Genomic DNA, 24,134 nt, shown 5'->3' with positions numbered 1-24,134 from the left:
CAGAGGGCTTGTGGCTGTGTTTAAGAGGAAGGAGAGCCTCATGTTAGAAACTCTCCAAACTTTGCTGCTGCTTCTTCCTGCATATTCGGGAGCAGGTGGCTGTACGTGTTCAGCGTCAGTTGAATGTTTGAGTGCCCAAGCCTTTCAGCCACGACTTTAGGGTGCACACCTTGTTTTAGTAAAAGGCTGGCGTGGGTGTGTCGTAAGTCATGGAAGCGAATCCTAGGTAAGCCTGCTCGTTTCACGATACTTGCCCAGAGTCTGTACAGGTTCCTCGGGCTTACTGGGGTCCCGTTTGTTGTTTGTGTAACCAGCCCGTGGTCGTTGTACCCTTCCTTAGATTTCTCAGCTTCTTGTGTAACTCTATGAGCCTCTAACTCTTCTAAAACCGCCTTTGGTAACGCAATGACTCTGTTTCCTGTAGCTGTCTTCGGCTCGTTGAACTGATAGCCACTGTGTGCACGTGTGTACGAGCGTTTTACGGAAAGCGTTTGTCTGTTGAAGTCAACGTCTTCCCATTTCACTCCTATCACTTCCCCTAGTCTCATTCCTGTCGTGGCTGCTAGAAGGAAAGCAATGTAGTACCTTGTCCTCTTTGCCTCAGTTAAGAACGTCTTAAGCTGCTGCTCGTCCCAAACTTTAACATGAACTTTGTTTACCTTTGGCGCTGTGATTGGCTTAGCGACGTTCTTTGTGACTAGCTCAAACTTACAAGCTGACTCCAAAGCGTTGTGTAACACAGTCCGAATGTGATTGATGGAACGGTTGGAAAGCTTGGTGTCTTGTTGTAGTTCAAGAATGAAGTTCTGTAATTGCATCGGATTAAGCTTGTCTAGCGGATGATGTCCAAGCTGCGGAATGATGTACTTGTTAACGATCCAGTTGTAAGACTTGTAAGTGCCAGGTCGAACTTGTGCTTTCTTCTGCTTTAGCCACGATTCCATGTAAGCGGCGACAGTCTCCTTTGTACTAGAGGATTCACCCGCATTCGTGGATTGGTTCAATGTGACAAGAGCTTTCGCAAGCGCTGCTTCTGCTTCTTCACTTGTCGCAAAGCCTGACTGCCATTTCTGTTTCCGTCTGCCTGTTACAGGGTGTTTGCCGACTTCAATGACAAAAGCCCAAGTCTTTCCTCGTTTAGTAACGCAACCTTTCATGATAAAACCTCCCGTAGTTAAATTAGTGTGAAAATGAGCTATTCAATTGTCAATGAACAAAAGAACTGGCTCTATTAGACATCAACCCCCGTATTCAAAGTCAATCGACTCATGATAACCGCCCGCAGGGAGCTTCGCATGTTTGAACGAATACCTGAACCCCCTATGGTAATAAGACGCCAATAAAAATACGCCCTTGCTCTTTGTGGAGAGCTTTAAGGCGTTATGCTTTCGGTAAAATGCACGGGTAACAAGTCAAAGCGGTTCGGTGAACCGTTTAGGTGTGCACCTAAAACTATTAGTGTTTTAAGAAAGTGTTTGAGTTCGATCATATTCCCCCTCTTTTGGCTGGATTTAAGCGGTCTACTGTTAAACTACTGAACTTTAAAGCTAAACGGTCTGTTGTTTTATATTCTTATTGTAACACAAACATACAAATATTGTCAATTATTTGTTATTCTAATATACTGTTAAAAGGGGTGAAGACACTTCTCTTTAAGGTGCTAACAGCTTGCAAACAATTTGCAAACAAGGCGCAAACAACATATTGCAAACAGCCCGCCACGAAAAGAATACTATGTTTGCATATTTTATATCCCCTAAAACGCAAAAAAAGCCCGAAACGACGGGCTTCGTTGAACTTTATTATATTGGTAAAATATGGTTTAGGAAACCGACGCTCTATCCGCTGAGCTACGGGGCCAGATTAAAATTTTAATTACATTTATAAATTATAGCGTCTGGTGGAAAAAAGTAAACCTAAAAGTTCTTAAAATAACTGGTAAATTTCCCAATAGGGAAAATTTATAAAGCATAACTTAACATAAGTAAGGCTGCCAATAAAATTAAGGCAGCCTGCTTCAATTAAATTTCTTCTTCAAAATATTTTTCATCAATTGAATAAATAATAGGTCTCTTTCCTTCCATTTTGATAATTCCCATTTCATTTAAGTCTTTCAAAGCATCTCTAATACTTTGTTTTGACTTGTTTGAAATAATTGCTAAATCTTTGACTGTAAGTCCCTTCTCTGTAACTGAAAAGAAGTAATTTTGACCTAGAACATACATAATACCATAATACATTTCTCTGTCATTTAGCCTTTCATCATTTGATAATTTTTCAGTAAATCCATCCAACTGCTCCTTTTTTACTTTCACTTCTTGAATCATATGTTTTTGTTCATTCGAGATGATTTCCAAAAATTCATCTATGAAACAATTCATCTCTCCCCGATTAGCAATACTATTAGTAATTTCAAAAGCAGTTAAATATTTATTTCTATATTTATTACAACCTCTTGAAAGTGAAATGGCAGTTAGATTGCTTAACTCATAATTTAAATAAATACTACTAATAAATCTTGATGTTCTGCCGTTACCATCATAGAAAGGATGAATATAACCAAAATAATAATGGCCGATAACAATTTTTATCAAGGTTGGAACATTTGAATTATTTAAAAAATCAATGAGGTTTAGTAAACATTCTATAATTTTATCTTCAGGTGTAATCCCTCTATGAATGATCTTTTCTGACCCACTTTTTTTATATACATGTGTAATATCTTTTCTAAATAACTCTCCATCCGGCTTTTCAAAATCATCTATTTCTTCGTCAACTATATGATTATATATTTTTCTAATATCTTCAGGAGATTCTAACCTTTTTAGTTCATCCGATAAAAGTTTATTATAAGAAGAAATCATACTACTAAATCTGTTTTTGACTTTCGTATTATTTATTAATTTTGCACTTCTTATTATTTCTTCTTTAGAACTTCTAACGCCCTCCAAATCATTCGTATTATGTAATTCCTCCATTAAACAATCAAAAATAAAATTTTGTTGGGCGATTGGTGGTAAAGTCTCATTTATTGAGTTAAGTAATGAATCTTGTTTATATATCTCATTAATTTTATTAATTAACTCATTTGTTGGAACATAGTATAATTGAAAAGTTTTCGACTGATTAATAGGTTTTATTTTGAAAGGTAATTTAATAGTTGTTTCAAAATTAATTCTTCTTTGATAATAGTCTTCAAACTCTCCAAAGTTAGTTTCTCGAAATATCTTATACAAGTGTCTCATTTTTAACACTCCAAAACTAGTATTTACTATAATAATATCCCATTTAACCAGAAAAACAACAGTCAATGTTATAAAATTGTGGTTTTTTATAACATTGACATCCGTTTTAATTATTAATTATAATAAAAAACAACAAAATTAAAATTAATTAGTATAATTTTTCTGTCATTTAGGCATTTTTATTATCCAACCACATTTACATGTTCTAAATGAGTTGCTTCCTTTAATTGTCATTGAATGTATACCACTTCTACCACAATTTTTACAGGCCACTTTAGTAAACAAAATCCAGTCTTTCTTAAAATTATCCACTTCTAAATTCTCACTCATTCACTTTTTATGTAATACTATTCTTCACCCTTATATTTATTCCCAATTATTTTTTTGTTATTCAAAATGATTCTATTAATTTACATCCACTATATCTTTCTAACTTTTTTACAATATGCCAAAAACTCACCTAGTTACTTTAAACTAAGTGAGTTTTCTTTTAGAGGAAATTCATTTATTCCAACGTAACCAATTCAATTGCTAGCGGCAATGCAGATCCACCGGCATGCATGATTTCTAATTCAATCAAGCCCTTCGAACTTACTGCCTCATAATCTACAACATTCACAACCTCTGTCATTGGTGTCAGAGTTGGCGTTAAAAATACTTTTCCATTATATTTAATTGCGGCATTATAAATACCACCACGGGCTCCAAACCGAACTCTTACCGTTTTTCGCTCGCCTGTATTATTTTCAATTGGTATCTTCACTATATAGGAGGCTCCAAAATGTCCGGGATTTCGGATCATTTGTGTCTGATCGCCAATTCCATTTTCAACAGACATTAAATTATCTGTCCGTCCATTTGAAATTTGGAAAGAAATATCATCACTACCTGCCTCATACGGTGGTAGCTCAGTTTCTAATTGTGACCCACTCCAGATGCCTCGCGGATGACGTGCAGTTTCGTCAATATTAACAGGATCGTCGTGAATTGTTGTTAAATCAATGTTATTTTTACTAAGCACCGTCCGAATTCTATATTTAAGTTCTCCTGTCCCTGACTTTTTCTTCACAGTAAAATCATATGAAAAACCTATTGTATACTTACTTTGTAGTTCAAAGGAATTTAATAACACTGTCTCTCCTTGTTTAACAGTTGAATTTTTTAGGTTAACGTTTGTCATTGTATCACTTAATACATATTCTGCTAGAGGTAAACCTACATCATAATTAACCCAAGTATTAGGTGATTTTCGATGAGCACCTTTTAAGTCGACGATCTCTAATTCATTTGTTGTTGAGAGATTTTCAATTGTGATACCAATATGAACATTTTGCTTAAATTCATTTATATGCCAGCCAAAGATACGATGATCTAATGCAGACTTTTCTGTTTGAACATCATCATGCCATAATGTTGCATACACTTCTGGAACCGTCCGTGCATTTAAATTTTCGGGATTGTCACTTACCATGATCCGTCGATTTCCAACAAACTGTGTATCTACCACATTTGTAGGCTCTGAAAATATTATGGTTTCTTTTTGCAAAAATGGATGCTTAAATTTCTCTCTTGTAATATAAATTTTGATTTCTTTGTCATTTGCAACATAGTATGATTGAACACCATAATGCTTAACTATCGTGTTAAGGGAAGCATAAATCATACCATCAGCTTCAATCGGAGCTTCACTGATTTCTACTGTTTTTCCATCTACCGAAATGTAGTTTTGACCAATATACAGGTTTACGATTTTCCCGTCTACTTGTGTTTGTAGCGTATCCAAATTTCTTGACCAATACACATCACCAGGAATGTTATCTAAAAATTCTACCATTGGAATGTAAAAAGTATCATTTTTTACAATTGGCTTATTTTCAGTAAAATGAAGCAGTTTATTATTCAAATAAACTGGCATACTTTCAAGTAAACTACTTGAATCTGAATCTACTAATTTAATTTTTACAGTATGGTCTTGTTCGCTCCAATCAACCGTCCCACCAAATGCTTCCCCAACAAAACGTAATGGTACTAGTGTCCGATCCCGATAAAGCATTGCAGGTACATCAAGTTGTTTTTTCACAATGCTATTTATTTTAGCAATTTTTGAATTAATTCCAAGCGTAATGGTTGTGCCATTTTTGTGGGCTTGAACAGTGTAACTTTTTGGATTCCATGTTACCTCAGCACCCATTTCTTCAAATATTGCCCGTAAAGGTACTAAAGTTCGGCCATTCTTAATAATCGGTGGTACATCAAACAATACTTGCTTGCCATTGATTGAAACAACTAAGTCGTTCATTTCTACTATTTCTTTACTTGAATCAGCTGCCTTTACACTTATGTATGGTAAAAACATGCTGAGAAAGAAAACCGTTGAAATTAGTAGTGAAATTTTCATCTTTCTTTTAAGCAAATAATCCCCTCCATAACCTATGTTTTTGTCTACTTCAAATCTACCAACGATGGGGTGGATTTACTATGGTAAATAGTGGTCGTTTCTATATGAAATGAAACCAAAATTAAATAAAAAAATCCGTTACCTAGTGGCAACGAATTTGTTTGTATGTATGGCGGAGGAAGAGGGATTCGAACCCCCGCGCGGTTTAACCCGCCTGTCGGTTTTCAAGACCGATCCCTTCAGCCGGACTTGGGTATTCCTCCGTGTCAGACAATTAATAATTTAACATAATGAAAATTAAGTGTCAATATATTTTGGGGGCTAGAAGCCCCCAACCAACCGTTAGTTATTTCCAATAGTTTTAATCACTTCTATATTTCCCATATAAGGTCGTAACACTGTTGGTACCACAACGCTACCATCCTCTTGCTGATAATTTTCTAAAATGGCAGACACTGTACGACCTATTGCTAACCCTGAACCATTTAATGTATGAACATGCTCTGGCTTGGCTCCTGGTTCACGACGAAAACGAATATTAGCTCGTCTAGCCTGGAAGCCTTCAAAATTACTGCAAGAAGAAATTTCCCGGTATGTGTTATAACTTGGTAACCAAACCTCTAAATCATATTTTTTCGCAGCTGTAAAGCCAAGGTCTGCTGTACACATACTCATAACCCGGTATGGTAACTCCAATAATTGCAGAATTTTTTCGGCATGGCCTGTCAATTTTTCTAATTCATTATAAGAATCCTCAGGTCTTACAAAACGAACTAGCTCAACTTTATTAAATTGATGCTGGCGAATCAATCCGCGCGTATCCCTACCAGCAGAACCAGCCTCTGACCGGAAACAAGCACTATAGCCTACATACGCAACTGGTAAATCCTCTCCACTTAAAATTTCATCACGATGCATATTTGTTACTGGAACTTCTGCTGTTGGGATTAAGAAATAATCCTCACCATCAATTTTAAATGCATCCTCCTCAAATTTAGGAAGCTGACCTGTTCCTGTCATACTGTCTCTATTTACCATATATGGTGGTAATACTTCTGTATAGCCGTGGTTGTCTGCATGATAATCCATCATAAAACTTATTAATGCCCTTTCAAGTCTAGCACCTAAGCCTTTATAAAATACAAATCGACTTCCAGTTACTTTACCTGCTCTCTCAAAGTCTAAAATATCTAGCTCATCCGCTATATCCCAGTGAGGCTTAACTTCAAAGTTAAATTGTTTAATATCACCCCATGTACGGACAACAATGTTATCATCTTCACTTTCACCAACAGGTACTGATTCATGGGGAATATTAGGAATAGATAATAAAATAACCTGCAAGTCATTCTCCACAATTCGAAGTTCTTCGTCAAGAGCTTTGATGCGATCGCCTACTTCTCTCATTTCAACAATAAGATGGTCTGCATCCTTTTTCTCTCGTTTTAATACGGATATTTGACCGGATACCTCATTTCGTTTACTTTTCAACTGTTCTGTTTCCACAATTAATTCACGACGCTTTTGATCCAATGCTTCAAAACGATCAAAATCACCTAAATCCTCACCACGATACTTTAACTTTTCTTTAATCTCTGCAAAGTTTTCACGCAAAAACTTTAAATCAAGCATTTTGCTCTTCCTCCTAAATTTTTATATTCAAAATTACACTTTTTTAAGCATAATAAAAACTCTCACCCCAAAAAGGGACGAGAGTTACCCGCGTTGCCACCCTGTTTGAAAAAAGCAAAGCTTTTTTCCACTTAAAAAGATAACGGTTAAACCGAAAATACTTACTAAGCCTAAATAGAAAAGCCGTTCAATATTTTGCTCAGGGATGGATTCACAATTACCTTTTATCGATTTCCACCAACCATCGACTCTCTAAAAAAAGCATAACTGTTACTAGTTCCCGTCTACACTTTAAATTATGATTAATTACATCTATAACATTATTTTACGCTAGTTTTAAAATAATATCCACTCATGAATATGAAATAATTAATAATTTTGGATGATTGTCCTATGATTTCAGTCTTTCTTTGCCTCTTCTACCATTTTTACGAAATAGGCAGTAATTCGATTATCATCCGTTAATTCAGGATGAAAAGAGCAAGCTAAATATTGATCTTGGCGTACTGCAACAATGGCATTATGATGCTTCGAAAGAATTTCTACTGGTTCCATTACTTCTACTATTTTTGGTGCCCTAATAAATACACCGATGAAATCATCAGCAATATCCTTCACCATTAATTCTGCTTCAAAGCTTTCACGTTGACGGCCAAAGGAATTACGCTGGACTTTCATATTCATTAATCCTAAATGAGCAGTATCCTGCCCTTCAATTTGATTAGCCAACAAAATTAACCCCGCACAAGTTCCAAACATTGGCTTCCCACTTTGTCCAAATTCACGTAATGGGTCAAAAAAGCCATATTTATCAATTAAACGTCTCATAGTTGTGCTTTCACCGCCAGGAAGAACAAGACCATCAATCTCTTCAAGCTGTTCTACTTTCTTAACAGCAACTGCTTCAGCACCACATGCTTCAATAGCACGAATATGTTCTCTTACAGCTCCTTGCAATGCAAGAACTCCAATTTTAACCATTTAAACACTTCTCCTTTTTACTATCGCTAAGGAATTCACTCGATTAACTAAATATCAGATGGATCGGGGATCCATCTGATAATAGTTTCACTATAATTACCAACCGCGCTCTTGCATACGCTCACTTGGTTGTAATGATGAAATTTCAATACCCTTCATGGCTGTTCCTAATCCTTTTGATAGCTCACCAATTAATTTATAATCTTGATAATGAGTTGTTGCTTCCACAATGGCACGCGCAAACTTTTCAGGATTATCAGATTTAAAAATGCCCGAACCTACAAATACGCCGTCTGCTCCTAATTGCATCATTAGCGCTGCATCTGCTGGCGTTGCCACTCCACCTGCAGCAAAGTTAACAACTGGAAGGCCACCTTCTCGTTTTACTTGAAGAACAAGCTCATATGGTGCACCAATATTTTTAGCAAACGTCATTAATTCATCTTCAGACATGGCAGCAACCTTGCGAATTTGTGATTGAACCTCACGCATATGACGAACAGCTTCAACAATATTCCCAGTTCCAGGCTCACCTTTTGTGCGAAGCATAGAAGCTCCTTCCCCAATACGACGCAAAGCTTCACCTAAATCACGGCATCCACATACAAATGGAACTGTAAATTCACGCTTATTAATATGATAGACCTCGTCAGCAGGTGTTAATACTTCACTTTCATCAATATAATCTACGCCCATAGCTTCTAATACTCGTGCTTCTACAATATGGCCAATTCGTGCCTTTGCCATAACAGGAATAGACACTGCTTTCATAACCTCTTCTACTATTGTTGGATCTGCCATACGAGCAACTCCACCAGCTGCACGAATATCAGCCGGAACACGCTCAAGTGCCATAACAGCTACTGCACCCGCTGCCTCCGCAATTTTAGCTTGCTCTGCATTGACAACGTCCATAATAACGCCGCCCTTTTGCATTTCAGCCATACCACGTTTTACACGATCTGTACCAATATTTTGTGACATTTAATAATTCCTCCTATATGTAATTTGATACATTTTATTATTTCTCTATTTTAAGTGTACAAATAAAGACCTGTCCATTATTTTAACCTAAAAATCGAAAAATTCCTATTTTAAATTATATAATATTATAAAAAAACCATAAAAACCACTATGAATACTAAGAAATTCATAATAATTTTTATGGTAATATTGGTAATAGTTAAAATAAACCTTTTATTCCATTAGAAACACTCGTCCAAATATCCCCAAAAAAGCTACCTATCGCACGAAGGGTAAGTGAAAACCAATTTGCCTTCTCAACCTGTGAAAGTGTAACAACCTCTACCTTTTCTTTCGTCTCACCAGCACTAGTTAAATATCCATAGTTTGATTCACCTTTATATTCAAACGTTAAATACCCTACTGTTTGACCTTTTTCTACTGGTGCTATCAAACTACCACCCTCAGAAAGTAGCTTTTGATCAAGAATTAGCTTTGGTTCATATAATTCCTCTTCGTTCGCTTTCACTAACGTTTTAAGAGACTCTTTACTAGCAATTTGAACTTCTTTTTCTTTCCCTTTTTCTACATTTAGGAGATCTTGGCCTTCGATTTGATAATTAACTGGATAAAGTTCCTTTTCAACAAAATTACTAAACCCATAATCAAATAACTTTTTCGTTTCTTCAAAACGTGCATATAATGAATCTGTTTTCATTACAACACTTATTAACCGTACTCCGTTTCTTTCAGCTGTTCCTGTAAAACAATAACCTGCTAAATCAGTGGAACCAGTCTTAATTCCATCAACACCAGGATACGCATATTGCTGTAAATAACCAGGAATATCAGGAAGCATTGCATTCCAGTTCAGCATGCTAATTCCTTCACCGTCAATTCCTTTTGTAAACTTTTTAAAAGGAATACTCGCTGTCTTCAATACTTCTGGATAATCATTAATTAAGTGGAAAGCAAGCCTTGCAGTGTCGCGTGCAGAAAGCATGTTTTCTTCTGTTTCTCCAGTACCTTTTGGATGATTACCAAGTAAATCTTCATTATTTAAACCAGTTGAATTAACAAACTTATAATTTTCTAAGCCAAGTTCCTTCGCTTTATCATTCATCATTTGCACAAAATTCGTTTCTGATCCGGCAATTTTTTCAGCTAAAGCGATCGTTGATCCGTTAGCAGAATAAATAGCCATTGATTCATAAAGCTCATGAACAGTATATTTTACATCCTTTCGAAGAGGAACATTTGAAAGACTAGTATTTTGTGAGATTTTGTATACATAGTCTGAAATCGATACTTCATCTTCCCATGTAAGCTTCTTATCTTCGATTGCTTCTAACAATAAATATTCAGTCATCATTTTTGTCATACTTGCAGGTGGCAATGTTATATCAGGGTTTAATTGATATAAGATTTTTCCCGTTTTGGCATCGACTAAAATAGCAGCTTCAGCTTCTAAACCAAGCTCAACTGCACCTGCTTTTGTAGGGAAATTCACAACAAGTGTTGAAACAATAAGTAATGATAGTAAACTATATATAAAAATACTCTTAATTATTTTATTCATAATAAACCCCTCCGAATACTTAGTTAGACAAGGGTAATTCTATCAAATTTAAGATAAAAAAAACAGAGGAAAAACTTCCTCCGTTTGGAAATAATGGTAAACTAATAAAGCTATATTGAATAGTTTGGAGATTCTTTCGTAATTTGTACGTCATGTGGATGACTTTCACGTAAACCGGCACCTGTCATCCGGACAAATTGACTATTTTCACGCAAATCTTTCAAATCTTTTGTACCACAATATCCCATTCCAGATCGTAAGCCACCAACTAATTGATAAACCATATCAGCTAATGGACCTTTATATGGTACACGTCCCTCGATTCCTTCAGGAACAAACTTCTGATTATCCTCTTGGAAATAACGGTCTTTACTACCTTTTTCCATTGCTCCAACTGAGCCCATCCCGCGATATACTTTAAAGCGTCTTCCTTGGAAAATTTCCGTTGCACCTGGGCTTTCAGTTGTCCCTGCAAAAATACTTCCAAGCATTACAGCATGCGCTCCCGCTGCTAGTGCTTTTACTATATCTCCTGAATATTTAATACCACCATCTGCAATAATTGGTACACCGTATTTACGAGCTTCTGTTGCACAATCATATACAGCTGTAATTTGTGGTACTCCTACACCTGCAACAACACGTGTTGTACAAATTGAACCTGGACCAATTCCAACTTTAACAACATTTACACCTGCTTCAATTAATGCTCTTGTTCCTTCTGCAGTCGCAACATTACCTGCAATAATATTTAAATCTGGATAAGCTTGTCTTACTTCCCGAACTTTTCTTAAAACTCCTTCTGAATGACCATGAGCCGTATCAATTACAATGACATCAACATGTGCATTTACAAGCTTTTCAACACGAAGCATTGTATCAGCCGTTACCCCAACTGCCGCACCTACTAACAAACGTCCATGTGAATCCTTTGCCGAATTAGGAAACTCTATTACTTTTTCGATATCTTTAATCGTAATTAAGCCTTTTAATGTTCCGTTTTCATCTACTAATGGGAGCTTTTCGATTTTATATTTTTGTAGGATTTTTTCAGCCTGTTCAAGTGTTGTTCCAACAGGAGCAGTCACTAAATTTTCTTTTGTCATTACATCTGAAATTTTAATGGAGTAGTCTTGAATAAATCGTAAGTCACGATTTGTCAAAATTCCAACAAGCTTTAATTCGTCGTTGTTATTCACGATTGGTACACCTGAAATACGGTATTTTCCCATTAGATGTTCCGCGTCAAAAACTTGTTGTTTAGGGGTTAAATAAAAAGGATTTGTAATGACTCCGCTTTCTGAACGTTTTACTTTGTCAACCTGTTCAGCTTGCTGCTCAATCGACATATTTTTATGAATAATTCCAATTCCACCTTGTCTTGCCATAGAAATTGCCATATCTGCTTCTGTAACAGTATCCATACCGGCACTAATTAGAGGAATGTTAAGCTTTAACGTATCCGATAGCTTTGTTTTAACGTCTACATCTTTTGGTAGTACAGATGAGTGAGCTGGTATTAATAACACATCATCAAAAGTTAATCCTTCCTTACTAAATTTAGTTTCCCACATTCTAAATTCATCCCTCTCATTAATTTTCCTCAAAATATTATTAGTAGCTTAACAATTGGACACAATACTGTCAAGGAAGTAAAACTACTTTGTTTATTTTTTATAAAAGAAATATATTTTTGGAGGTCAGTCATCATGAACTCTATTTGGCAATCCTTTTCTATCTTTCATTCTTCTATTTATGTCCAAAAATATCTTTTACATAGATATAACAAAATAGGTCTAATCGACCCAGAGAAAAAGAGCTACAATAATTGTTATCCATTTATATACTATCTTAATCATGCTAAAAGCTATTATAAGCTTGCTGTTCAATCACCTATCTCCATTCAACCCATTTTAATGTTTTATGGAATGATACAGCTACTAAAAGCTTGCTTATTGACAGTAGACCCTGAATATCCAGATTCGTCTATTGTTTTAGCTCATGGTGTTACAACAAGAAAGCGGAAGAAAAAAAATTATGATTTTTTAAATGATGAAGTAAAAATTCAAAAAAACGGTCTTTTTCCTCATTTTGCTGAAAAAATTTTTAAAATTAAACAACTTGAAGCAGAAAAGTATACGATGGAAAGGCTTTTAACTAGAATCCCAGAATTAAATGATCTTTTCAAAAAAAGCTTTGAAAAAATTCAAAGCTACAAAATTGGCATGGTTAATAATGAATATCTTTATATCCCTATATGTATATTAGATGATCTTAACATGACCCATTCACGATTCATCGACTTTTTAAAGCAAGTTTTTCCATTCAAGCATCAACTACATACTAGTATTGAAACGAATCATAATGATTTCATTAAAATTCTAATTAATAAAAAAATAAATATAAATGAATGTTCACCTTTACAATATCATTTTTTTGAACAAACTCTTTATATTCCAATTAATCGAGAACAATTTTCTATTTTCCCTGAAATAATGACACATTATTTACTGCTATACAATTTAAGTATGATTAGTAGATATGAAACTGAATGGTGGGGAGAATTATTACATAGCTATGATAGCTTAGATTATCCGTTCATTTGTAATTTTTTAACAATATCCTTAAATAAAGTCCCCTATTTAATTTATGAATATTTAAATCAAAACTTTTAAAAAAGAGGATTTTAAAGCCCTTTCTTTTTACAATACTTCTTCAATAAAGAGCTGTCGATTTTGAATCAGTTGAATAATTTCACCAGTACTTTCAAGTTTAATCATTGGTCTTGTTGGATACTTTTGTTCAATAAATACAATTTCCCCAACTTCATTATTAGACAATAGAACTCTTGTACCTGAAGAGAAGTTTGTCATTACTTTCGTTAATGCATTGACAACCCTTGGATCGAATTTTCCAAACTGGTCCTGCAAAATAGATTCCAACACTTTAAAAGGTGACTGTTTTCCTCGATAGTTTCGTTCCGATGTCATCGCATGATATACGTCAGACACTGCAATTATTTTTGCAAAAGGATGAATATACTCAGCTGTTAATCCATTAGGATATCCACTTCCATCAATCCGTTCATGATGCTGATAAACAGTTTTTCTAACATCATCCTTTAATATTTTTACTTGTTCAAGCATCGTAAAGCTATAAATGGGGTGTTTTTTCACTTCATCAAATTCATGTTTAGATAGCGATTCTTTTTTATTTAAAATTTTCGGATCAATTTTTGCCATTCCACAATCACACATTGCACCTGCAATACCAATTTGAATACAATCACCTTTTGAAAAATTTAATACTTTACCTAGAACAGCAGAAAGTGCAGCTAACGTTATAGCATGATGATATAAATAATCTTCTTTCGTTGAATAATGATATAAACTAAAAATATCCCTTGGTGTTTCAAGTGCTGCTTCAATTATTGGTACTACTATTGTCCGTACAGCCGGCATATCTATCGAAACATTGGCTTGCCACCCTTTAAAAAGCTTTTTATAATCTTGTACAGCTTTTAAGTAAAGGGAAGACATTGGCTTAATTACATCGTCTGCTTGAATCGCTTCTTCACTATCATCCTTTATAATTTCATTAGGCTTAAAAGGGTCCCCATTAACAAGAATTGGTTCAACTTGAACATCCTTTACTAAAAAGGCTTTAATAATATCTAAGTTTTTATGAGATATAACTGTCTTTTTAGGAACAATTGGATGATTGGTGAGTGATTTAATATCAGCAGCTAATATACACCCCTCTTTTAATTGATTTGTTCTAATTCTCATAAAAAGTTTCTCCTTTATTCTTTAAATAAATATTTCTTGTTACTATTTTACTATTTTTTTGGAAAAGAAGCATTAAAAAGACACGACTTCCTCTTAGAATGGAGGAAGTCGATTATCTTCTTATACTACCTTTCTATTCATAAAGTTATTGATAGTACAAGAATTTGTTCCTTTTTTATTCATCTTGATTAAGATCTTCAACTCCATCGATGTTATCTTCATCTAACTCGATGTCTTCTTCTTCTTCACGATTTACCTTCGCTACAGTAGCAACAACTTGATTCTCATCTAAACGCATTAATTTAACACCTTGTGTACAACGACCGGTTATTGAAATGCCATCCACTGCCATTCTAATAACAACGCCACTTTCAGTAATAACCATTAAATCTTCGTCGCCTTTAACTGCCTTTACTGCAGACAATGGACCGTTTTTCTCTGTAATATTACATGTTTTAATACCTTTTCCACCACGGCTTTGCAAACGGTATTCAGAGATTGGTGTCCGTTTTCCATAACCATAACGTGTTACTACTAATACATCTATATTTCCCTCAATTATTTCCATACCAATGACTTGATCGCCTTTTCTTAATGTAATCCCTTTAACACCTGTTGCGGTACGTCCCATTGAACGAACATCTGTCTCGTTAAAACGGATTAACATCCCGTTTTGAGTACTAATCATAATTTCCTTTGTGCCATCAGTTAAACCTACGGAAATAACTTCATCACCATCTCTTAAATTTAGGGCAATTAAACCGCCTTTACGAATATTAGCAAAAGATGAAAGTGGCGAGCGTTTCACAATACCATCTTTTGTAGCAAAGAATAAGAACCAATCTTCATGATATTCCTCTACAGGAATTATTGCGTTAATCCATTCATCTTTATCAATATCTAATAGATTAATGATTGGAAGTCCTTTTGCTGTCCGGCTATATTCCGGTATTTCATAGCCTTTAAGACGATAAACCTTTCCTTTATTTGTAAAGAAAAGAATCGTATCATGAGTTGATGGAGTAAGTAAATGTTCAACGAAATCATCTTCATTCGTACCCATTCCTTGAATTCCACGACCACCACGGCGTTGACTTTTATATGTCGTAGCTGGTAGACGCTTTATATATCCATTATGTGTTAACGTAATGACAATATTTTGTTCTGGAATTAAATCCTCATCATCAATATCGCCAAAGTTACCAGCAATTATTTCTGTACGACGATTATCGCTAAATCTTTCCTTTATTTCAGTTAACTCTTCTCGAATAATTTCTAATACTTTTTCCTCATCAGCTAAAATTGCCTTTAATTCAGTAATTAATTTTAAAAGTTCTTGATATTCTTCCTCTATCTTTTCACGCTCTAACCCTGTTAAACGCTGCAATCTCATATCTAAAATTGCTTGTGCTTGTTTTTCCGAAAGGTTAAAGTTATCCATTAATCCTTGTCTTGCAATATCAGTTGTTTGCGAGCTACGAATTAATGAAATAATCTCATCAATATGGTCAAGAGCGATTCTTAATCCTTCCAAAATATGTGCCCTTGCTTCTGCTTTACGTAGTTCAAACTCAGTTCGACGACGAATAATGACAATCTGATGATCAAGGTAATGACTTAACATTTGCTTTAAATTCAAAACCTTTGGATGACCGTCAACAAGCGCTAACATATTGATACCAAAACTAGATTGTAAAGCTGTTTGTTTGTATAAATTATTTAAAAGAACATTGGCATTTGCATCCCGTTTTACTTCAATTACTATACGCATACCATTGCGGTCTGATTCATCACGAAGGTCAGAAATACCTTCAATTTTCTTTTCATGCACAAGTTCTGCTATTCTTTCAATAAGCTTTGCTTTATTGACTTGATATGGTATTTCGTTAATGATTATTGTCTGTCTTCCATTTGCTTTTTCTTCTATCAACGATTTAGCTCGAATCGTAATGGAACCTCTTCCAGTTTCATATGCACGACGAATTCCACTACGTCCTAAAATTTGTCCTGCCGTAGGAAAATCAGGACCTTGAATAATTTCCATTAATTCAGCTATTGTAATATCACGATTATGACTGACAGCTAAAACACCATCTATTACTTCACCTAAATGATGTGGAGGTATATTAGTAGCCATTCCGACTGCAATCCCAGAAGCTCCATTCACTAATAGATTTGGAAATCTCGCAGGCATAACAACAGGTTCTTTTTCTGAACCATCATAGTTGTCTTGATAGTCAATCGTATCTTTGTTTATATCACGTAGCATTTCCATTGCAATCTTAGACATTCTTGCTTCTGTATAACGCATTGCAGCTGCCGGGTCACCATCAACTGATCCGAAGTTACCATGACCGTCAACTAACATATAACGAAAATTAAAATCCTGAGCCATCCTCACCATTGCTTCGTAAACTGCAGAATCTCCATGTGGATGATACTTACCGATTACATCACCAACAATACGAGCAGACTTTTTATGAGCTTTGTCTGCAGTATTACCTAATTCATTCATCGCAAACAAAATTCTCCGATGAACTGGTTTTAGACCATCTCTTACATCTGGTAAAGCACGTGAAACAATAACACTCATCGCATAATCTAAAAACGATGTCTTCATTTCAGTGCTTAAATTTATCTCTTGAATTTGTCGACGTTCTTCCTGCACTTCGTGCCCCTCCTCTCTATACATCTAGATTTTTAACATAACGGGCATTTTCTTGGATAAATTCACGTCGAGGTTCAACTTGATCCCCCATTAAAATATCAAATACTTCATCCGCTTCTATTGCATCCTCAAGCTGTACTTGAAGCAATGTTCGGACCTCTGGATCCATTGTTGTTTCCCACAGCTGTTCTGGATTCATTTCTCCTAGACCTTTATAACGTTGTATACCTGGTTTTGGATTGTCTGGTAATTCAGCTAATATTTTTTCTAATTGTCTGTCATTATAAGCATACTCAATCCTTTTCCCCTGTTGAATTTTATATAAAGGAGGTTGAGCAATATAAATATAACCATTTTCAATAATAGGTCTCATAAAACGATAGAAAAATGTTAAGAGTAGTGTACGAATATGTGCACCATCTACATCGGCATCGGTCATAATTACAATTTTATGATATCTTGCTTTTGCAATATCAAAATCTTCACCAATACCGGTACCAAGTGCGGTAATAATTGTACGAATCTCATTATTTGATAAAATTCTATCTAAACGTGCCTTTTCAACGTTTAGAATTTTTCCTCGTAGCGGAAGAATCGCTTGAAAGTGACGATCTCTTCCTGATTTAGCTGAACCACCTGCTGAATCTCCCTCAACTATATATAATTCACTAATGGAAGCATCTCTTGAAGAACAATCGGCAAGCTTTCCAGGTAAACTTGATATTTCAAGTGCACCCTTTCTCCTTGTAAGCTCTCTAGCTTTTTTTGCAGCAATTCTTGCTCTTGATGCCATTAAACCTTTATCAACAATCTTTTTCCCTACCGTAGGATTTTCTAATAGAAATTTTTCAAATAGATCTGAAAAAATAGAATCAACAATGGCCCTAACTTCACTATTACCAAGCTTTGTCTTTGTTTGTCCTTCAAACTGTGGATCAGGATGTTTAACAGATATAATAGTTGTTAAACCTTCGCGAACATCATCACCAGTAAGGTTAGAATCTGCATCCTTAAAAATATTACTTTTGCGGGCATAATCATTTATAATTCGCGTTAAAGCTGCTTTAAATCCAGCTTCATGTGTTCCACCTTCATAAGTATGAATATTATTAGCAAAAGAATATATATTACTAACATAGCTATCATTATATTGTAATGCAATTTCAACGGTAATTCCGTCTTTTTCACCTTCTACATATACTGGCTCTTCATGAATGACTTCACGTGATCGATTTAAATGCTCTACATATGATTTTATACCGCCCTCATAGTGCCATTCACTCGATTTTCCATCTTCACGTGCATCTTCTATCATAATTTTCAAACCACGGTTAAGAAAAGCTAATTCACGAAGCCGTGTAGCTAGTGTATCAAAATCATATTCAGTCGTTTCATCAAAAATTTCAGGGTCTGGCGTAAAGTGAACAATTGTACCTGTTTTATCTGTTTCACCAATTACAGATAATTCTTCAGTCACTACACCACGATTAAATTTCATATAATGCACTTTTCCATCACGATGTACAAAGACCTCTAGCTCAGTTGAAAGTGCGTTTACGACAGATGCACCTACACCGTGTAAACCACCAGAAACTTTATAGCCACCACCACCAAACTTACCGCCAGCATGAAGTACAGTCATAATAACTTCAACTGCTGGACGACCCATTTTTTCTTGAATACCAACAGGAATTCCTCGACCATTATCGGTTACTGTAATACTATTATCTTTTTCAATTTTCACTTTAATTTCCGTACAATAACCTGCTAATGCCTCATCAATACTGTTATCAACAATTTCCCAGACAAGATGATGTAAACCTTTTGCACTAGTAGAACCAATATACATCCCTGGGCGTTTTCTTACAGCCTCCAAACCTTCAAGCACTTGAATTTGACTTTCATCATAGCTTTGTTCCACGATTGTTTGCTTTTCATCTATAGCCACAATAATCACCTTCACTTTCCGCTAGAAAAGGAGCGTTGCTAGCGCTCACACCACTTTTATTTTTAAATTACATCTCTAACTCTGAAATATATTGTGAACGTCTTTTTAAAGTAACGGTAGAAAATGGTGAAAAATATATGCAATCTTTTGTTATCACAATAGATTTAACTGCACCTTCTACTATTTCAACAATATTATTATTTTCATAATTTTTTTTAACAAACTCTTCTAAAATAATTGAATTCATTAAACTACTATCAATAATCGCGACAACATTATCAGACTGAATAATAACGTCTTCACCTAAATGTATAAACATGTTTCTCCATCCTTATTTTGACTTTACTATTTGACCCTCTGAAACTTGATATTTAGTAGCTTTGTTTAATGTTTCATGGTCAATTCCATCTACACTTGTTGTCGTTACAAAAGTTTGAACTTTGTTTTGTATCGTATTTAATAAATGTGATTGTCGATAATCATCAAGTTCAGATAATACATCATCTAAAAGAAGAACCGGATATTCTCCAACCTCTGAATTAATTAACTCTATTTCAGCTAATTTAATAGATAAAGCTGTTGTTCTTTGTTGCCCTTGTGATCCATATACTTGAACATCCATGTCATTTACAAAAAATTGCATATCATCACGATGAGGGCCAATCAATGTTATTCCACGGTCTATTTCCTTTTCAACAATTTTTGCAAACTTTTCATAGTATACTTCTATCATTTTTGACAAGTCCATATTCTCTGATACATCAATAGACGGATTATACTTAATTTTCAATGTTTCTAAACCTCGTGATATACCGTTATGAATCGGTTCGGCCCAGGTTTGCAATAACTGTAAAAAGTCATACCTCCTAGTCGTTATTTTGACTGCAATTTCTACGAGCTGAGCTGTTAGAATTTCTAACATTACTTTATTCTTTTCTGGATCCCTATGAAATTGTTTTAGTAAGTGGTTTCTTTGCTGTAAAATATGGTGATATTGATTAAGGTCATACATATATATAGGCGATATTTGACCTATTTCAATATCTATAAAACGTCTTCGCACCTGAGGACTTCCTTTTACAAGATTTAAATCCTCAGGTGCAAACATCACTACATTTAGTGAACCTATGTAGCTGCTTAATTTCTTTTGTTCCAATGCATTAACTTTAGCTTTTTTCCCTTTATTTGAAATAATAAGCTCTAATGCTAATGAATGTCGTTTATTTTGAACCTTACCTTCTATTTTAGCATATTCTTGACTCCATTTGATAAGTTCTTTATCTCGAGAAGTTCGATGTGACTTAGCAATAGCTAAAACAAATATACTTTCGAGCAAATTCGTTTTACCTTGGGCATTTTCTCCTAATATCACATTCACTTTATTTTCAAAAGCGATTGATGCTTTATTATAATTTCGATAATTCGTAATTGTTAAATCGGTTAAAAACAAAGAGAGACACCCACTTTTTATCTCTATATATTTTAATTATTTGCAGAAATTACTTTATAAGAGCCTTTTCCAGTAATTGTAATAACATCATTCTGAATTAATTTTTTACCTCTACGATTTTCTGGTTCACCATTAACAAATATTTCGTTCTCACTCAAAAACCATTTTGTTGCGCCACCAGTATCAATGATTCCAGCAAGCTTCAAAAACTGCCCTAACGTAATATATTCTGTTGAGATCGAGACTTCTTGTATCATCTTTTCACACCTATTCGTTTGATTTAAAAAATTAAATTTTGTTATAAAGCTCTTACCTCTATTTTACTAAAAGTCTAATCAATATAAAAGAAAGTGACAGGAATAAAAAAGGCACCAGCGCCTTGAACAGACCAAACAGAAAAATGCTCTTCCCACAACAAAGTCAAAACTGGACTTTATTGTGGGAAGAAATTTTATCCGAAGGGCTAGGCGGTGGCGCTGGATTACTGATATTTGCAAAACTAATCCACAGAAATAAATATTATGATTTTTTTCTATAATAATACTCCTGATCAGCTAATACGTTCTAACAGGTAAAATCAGCTGTAATAACGAATCATTATTAAGTGGTCGAATGACAAATGGTCTCATTGCACCAGTAAAACTAATTTTAATATCTGTACTATCAAGTGCCTTTAATGCATCCATCATATATTTAGCACTAAATGAAATTTTCAATTCTTCTCCTATTAATGATTCACATTGGATATCTTCTTCAACTTTTCCTACCTCAGGTAAATTAGTTGAAATTTGAATTTTTTCGTCTTCTAATGTTGCAAGCTTCACAACGTTATTTCTACCTTCTCTTGCTAATAAGGATGCACGATCGATAGCTTGTAAAAATTCTTTTGCAACCATTTGAATTTCAGTTTTATTTTCAGTTGGAATTAATCTAGATGTATCTGGATAATTCCCTTCTAATAATCTTGAGAAAAATAATAAATTTTTTGTTTTAAATAAAATTTGGTTATCAGTTATAACAATATCAATGAGATCATTTTTTTCTTCCAAAATCTTATTTAATTCATTTAAGCTTTTACCAGGAATAACAACATTAAAAAATGTTGAAATATTTCCACCTTCTATTGGTGCTTTTCTAAGCGCTAAACGATGGCTGTCTGTTGCTACACAAATTATTTCTCCATTTTCTAATCTCCAATTTACACCCGTTAATATCGGTCGAGTTTCTGATGTTGATACTGCAAACACTGTCTGCCTTATCATTTGTTTCAACAAATCAATTGGCATTTGAAAAGCTGAATTATCAGAGATTTGTGGGAGATGAGGATATTCATCAGGGTCCAATCCATTTAAATTAAATTCTGCATTTCCAGAAATAATTTTCGTTACAAATTGATCTTGTACTTCTAAATCAACTGTTTCTTTTGGTAACTTTTTCACAATTTCACTAAAAAACTTGGCTTGTAATACAATACTGCCGGTTTTTTTAATATCTACAAATTGTTGTTCTTCATCCTCTGCTGGTATAAAGCTTTCAATTGATACGTCTGAATCACTACCTGTCAAAGTAACTCCATCTTCAGTAGCAGTAATTTTAATTCCCGTCAAAATAGGGATTGTTGTTCTAGAAGAGATTGCTTTCATAACATCATTTACTGCCTGAACTAATTGATCCTTTTGAATAGAAAATTGCATATAAAATGCCTCCTATTTGTCATATTTTCAAAACGGTTGGCATATCTTGTACTAATTATTATTAATTATAAAAATAATAGTAGTAATAGTAATAGAGCTTGTGGATTTGTGGATAACTGTAGTTTTACAAATAGTAGAAAGAATATCCACATGTGGATAGACTGTGTAAAATCTATTACAAGTTATACACAATATCCAAAGGTTTATATTTTGAGTTTTTCTCGTATATCATTTAATTTCCTTTGAAACTCTATATCTGTTTGGAGCAAATTTGATATTTTTTCATGTGCATGAATAACCGTTGTATGATCTCTTCCACCAAATTCTTCACCTATTTTTGGTAAGGATGAATCGGTAAGCTCTCTAGATAAATACATTGCAACTTGACGCGGAAAAGCAACTGATTGGGTTCTTTTTTTAGCCTTAAAGTCTTCTAATTTTATATTGTAATATTCACCAACAACACGTTGAATTTCTTGAATCGTAATAATTTTTGGTTTTGCGCTTGGTATAATATCCTTCAAAGCTTCTGCTGCTAATTCAGCATTCATATCTTTATTAATTAGAGAAGAGTAGGCAACAACGCGTATTAGAGCTCCTTCTAGTTCACGGATATTCGTATCAATTTGATTTGCTATATATAGCATCACCTCATTAGAAACGTCTAATCCTTCTGCTTTTGCTTTCTTTCGCAAAATAGCAATCCTTGTTTCTAAATCTGGCGGTGTAATATCTGTAATTAATCCCCATTCAAACCTTGAACGCAAACGATCCTCTAACGTTGGGATTTCTTTAGGGGGCCGATCACTAGAAATGATGATTTGTTTACTTTCTTCATGCAGAGCATTAAACGTATGGAAAAACTCCTCCTGTGTTGACTCTTTCCCAGCTAAAAATTGAATATCATCAATTAAGAGAACATCTACTTTTCGATATTTATTGCGAAATTCAACTGCTTTGTTATCACGAATTGAATTAATAAATTCATTAGTGAATTTTTCCGATGATAAATAAACTACTTTTGCATTTGGGTTATGTTCTAAAACATAGTGACCAATTGCATGCATGAGGTGTGTTTTTCCAAGGCCTACACCCCCATAAATAAATAAGGGATTGTATGCTTTTGCTGGAGCTTCAGCAACAGCAAGTGATGCAGCATGAGCGAATCGATTGCCAGAACCAATAACAAATGTATCAAAAGTATATTTAGGAATAAGCATACTTTGTGGCATTTCTTCTGTAGGCTCAACAACTTTTTTTGGCTTTGTAGTATTTTCAAAATTTAATTCATCCTCTTGTTGGTATTGAGGAATGACGAATTTTATTTCTAATTCGGCACCTGTTATATCAAGAATTGTTTTTGAGATTAAGTTGGAATAACGTGATTCTAACCAGTCACGAGCAAAGTCATTTGGTGCAGTTATAACAAGTGTATCATTTTGAAGTGAGTGAGCTTTTGTTGACTTTAACCAAGTTTCAAAGCTAGGTTTACTTAGTTTTTTTTCAATCGTTTCCAAAGCTTTGGACCATAAATCCTCGATGTTTTCCATCTTAGAGCCCCTCCTTATTAACAGAAAAGTAGTATGTATAAGTACATATACACTTTAAAAATGAATAATAATTAAATAATAGGGATACTTATTAGTAGAGCCTATCTAAATCAATTAGTAAAAAACACCTCAACTAAATAATTGAGGGCAAATTAAATAAAGGCGGTACGACGTCAACCGCCATTTTTCCACAATATAAGTGAATAAAATAATAATATAGTAGAAAAGTGGTTTATTC

The 24,134-nt window shown here is 34.4% G+C and carries 17 protein-coding genes, 1 tRNA gene and 1 other annotated feature; of the genes, 1 reads left to right on the top strand and 17 read right to left on the bottom strand.

Annotated features, from left to right (window positions below; all coding sequences use genetic code 11):
- Positions 1-38: 38 nt before the first annotated feature.
- The 9 genes from D612_RS0117350 to guaB form a co-directional block, all read right to left on the bottom strand.
- A complete protein-coding gene (locus tag D612_RS0117350) occupies positions 39-1,157 on the bottom strand; it encodes a site-specific integrase (protein ID WP_017756775.1) in 1,119 nt (372 codons plus the stop codon).
- Positions 1,158-2,021: 864 nt separating this feature from the next.
- Positions 2,022-3,245: a Fic family protein gene (locus D612_RS0117340; RefSeq protein WP_017756773.1), complete on the bottom strand. Its 1,224-nt coding sequence runs from the start codon at positions 3,243-3,245 to the stop codon at positions 2,022-2,024.
- 505 nt (positions 3,246-3,750) lie between these two features.
- Complete coding sequence (locus D612_RS0117335; RefSeq protein WP_017756772.1) at positions 3,751-5,658, bottom strand: stalk domain-containing protein; 1,908 nt, start codon at positions 5,656-5,658, stop codon at positions 3,751-3,753.
- A 155-nt stretch (positions 5,659-5,813) separates the two neighbouring features.
- Positions 5,814-5,906 (bottom strand) — tRNA-Ser (locus D612_RS0117330).
- A gap of 79 nt (positions 5,907-5,985) precedes the next feature.
- A complete protein-coding gene (gene serS / locus D612_RS0117325) occupies positions 5,986-7,275 on the bottom strand; it encodes a serine--tRNA ligase (protein ID WP_017756771.1) in 1,290 nt (429 codons plus the stop codon).
- A gap of 70 nt (positions 7,276-7,345) precedes the next feature.
- Positions 7,346-7,571 (bottom strand) — a binding site (T-box leader).
- Positions 7,572-7,674: 103 nt separating this feature from the next.
- A complete protein-coding gene (gene pdxT / locus D612_RS0117320; protein ID WP_017756770.1) occupies positions 7,675-8,256 on the bottom strand; it encodes a pyridoxal 5'-phosphate synthase glutaminase subunit PdxT in 582 nt (193 codons plus the stop codon).
- Positions 8,257-8,352: 96 nt separating this feature from the next.
- The gene (pdxS, locus tag D612_RS0117315; protein ID WP_017756769.1) at positions 8,353-9,240 is read right to left on the bottom strand and encodes a pyridoxal 5'-phosphate synthase lyase subunit PdxS; all 888 of its coding nucleotides are present in this window, start codon (positions 9,238-9,240) and stop codon (positions 8,353-8,355) included.
- A gap of 199 nt (positions 9,241-9,439) precedes the next feature.
- Complete coding sequence (locus D612_RS0117310; protein WP_017756768.1) at positions 9,440-10,798, bottom strand: serine hydrolase; 1,359 nt, start codon at positions 10,796-10,798, stop codon at positions 9,440-9,442.
- Between the two features lie 110 nt (positions 10,799-10,908).
- On the bottom strand, positions 10,909-12,372 hold the full coding sequence (guaB, locus tag D612_RS0117305) for an IMP dehydrogenase (protein WP_017756767.1): 1,464 nt from the start codon (positions 12,370-12,372) through the stop codon (positions 10,909-10,911).
- Between the two features lie 135 nt (positions 12,373-12,507).
- On the opposite strand from guaB, the gene D612_RS0117300 reads away from it, so the two are divergent.
- Positions 12,508-13,473 (top strand): YaaC family protein, encoded by a 966-nt coding sequence (locus D612_RS0117300; RefSeq protein ID WP_017756766.1) that lies wholly within the window; start codon positions 12,508-12,510, stop codon positions 13,471-13,473.
- A gap of 27 nt (positions 13,474-13,500) precedes the next feature.
- Here D612_RS0117300 and D612_RS0117295 read toward each other — a convergent pair whose 3' ends face one another.
- The 8 genes from D612_RS0117295 to dnaA form a co-directional block, all read right to left on the bottom strand.
- The gene (locus D612_RS0117295; protein WP_017756765.1) at positions 13,501-14,586 is read right to left on the bottom strand and encodes an HD-GYP domain-containing protein; all 1,086 of its coding nucleotides are present in this window, start codon (positions 14,584-14,586) and stop codon (positions 13,501-13,503) included.
- A gap of 175 nt (positions 14,587-14,761) precedes the next feature.
- A complete protein-coding gene (gene gyrA / locus D612_RS0117290; protein WP_034726481.1) occupies positions 14,762-17,278 on the bottom strand; it encodes a DNA gyrase subunit A in 2,517 nt (838 codons plus the stop codon).
- Positions 17,271-19,196: a DNA topoisomerase (ATP-hydrolyzing) subunit B gene (gene gyrB / locus D612_RS0117285; protein WP_026092566.1), complete on the bottom strand. Its 1,926-nt coding sequence runs from the start codon at positions 19,194-19,196 to the stop codon at positions 17,271-17,273. Before gyrB ends, gyrA begins: the two co-directional genes overlap by 8 nt.
- Positions 19,197-19,269: 73 nt before the next feature.
- A complete protein-coding gene (gene remB, locus D612_RS0117280; RefSeq protein WP_017756762.1) occupies positions 19,270-19,521 on the bottom strand; it encodes an extracellular matrix regulator RemB in 252 nt (83 codons plus the stop codon).
- A 12-nt stretch (positions 19,522-19,533) separates the two neighbouring features.
- The gene (gene recF, locus D612_RS0117275) at positions 19,534-20,652 is read right to left on the bottom strand and encodes a DNA replication/repair protein RecF (protein ID WP_017756761.1); all 1,119 of its coding nucleotides are present in this window, start codon (positions 20,650-20,652) and stop codon (positions 19,534-19,536) included.
- Between the two features lie 32 nt (positions 20,653-20,684).
- Positions 20,685-20,909, bottom strand: a complete 225-nt coding sequence (gene yaaA / locus D612_RS0117270; protein ID WP_017756760.1) for a S4 domain-containing protein YaaA — start codon at positions 20,907-20,909, stop codon at positions 20,685-20,687.
- Between the two features lie 297 nt (positions 20,910-21,206).
- Positions 21,207-22,346 carry a DNA polymerase III subunit beta gene (gene dnaN, locus D612_RS0117265; protein WP_017756759.1) on the bottom strand — a complete coding sequence of 380 codons (1,140 nt, stop codon included), beginning with the start codon at positions 22,344-22,346 and terminating at the stop codon, positions 21,207-21,209.
- Positions 22,347-22,549: 203 nt separating this feature from the next.
- Positions 22,550-23,896, bottom strand: a complete 1,347-nt coding sequence (dnaA, locus tag D612_RS0117260; protein ID WP_017756758.1) for a chromosomal replication initiator protein DnaA — start codon at positions 23,894-23,896, stop codon at positions 22,550-22,552.
- Between the last annotated feature and the right edge of the window lie 238 nt (positions 23,897-24,134).

Source organism: Calidifontibacillus oryziterrae (assembly GCF_000331575.1).
GTDB lineage: Bacteria > Bacillota > Bacilli > Bacillales > Bacillaceae_J > Calidifontibacillus_A > Calidifontibacillus_A oryziterrae.
The sequence above is the reverse complement of the archived record's forward strand: the minus strand, read 5'-3'. Positions and strand labels throughout refer to the sequence as shown.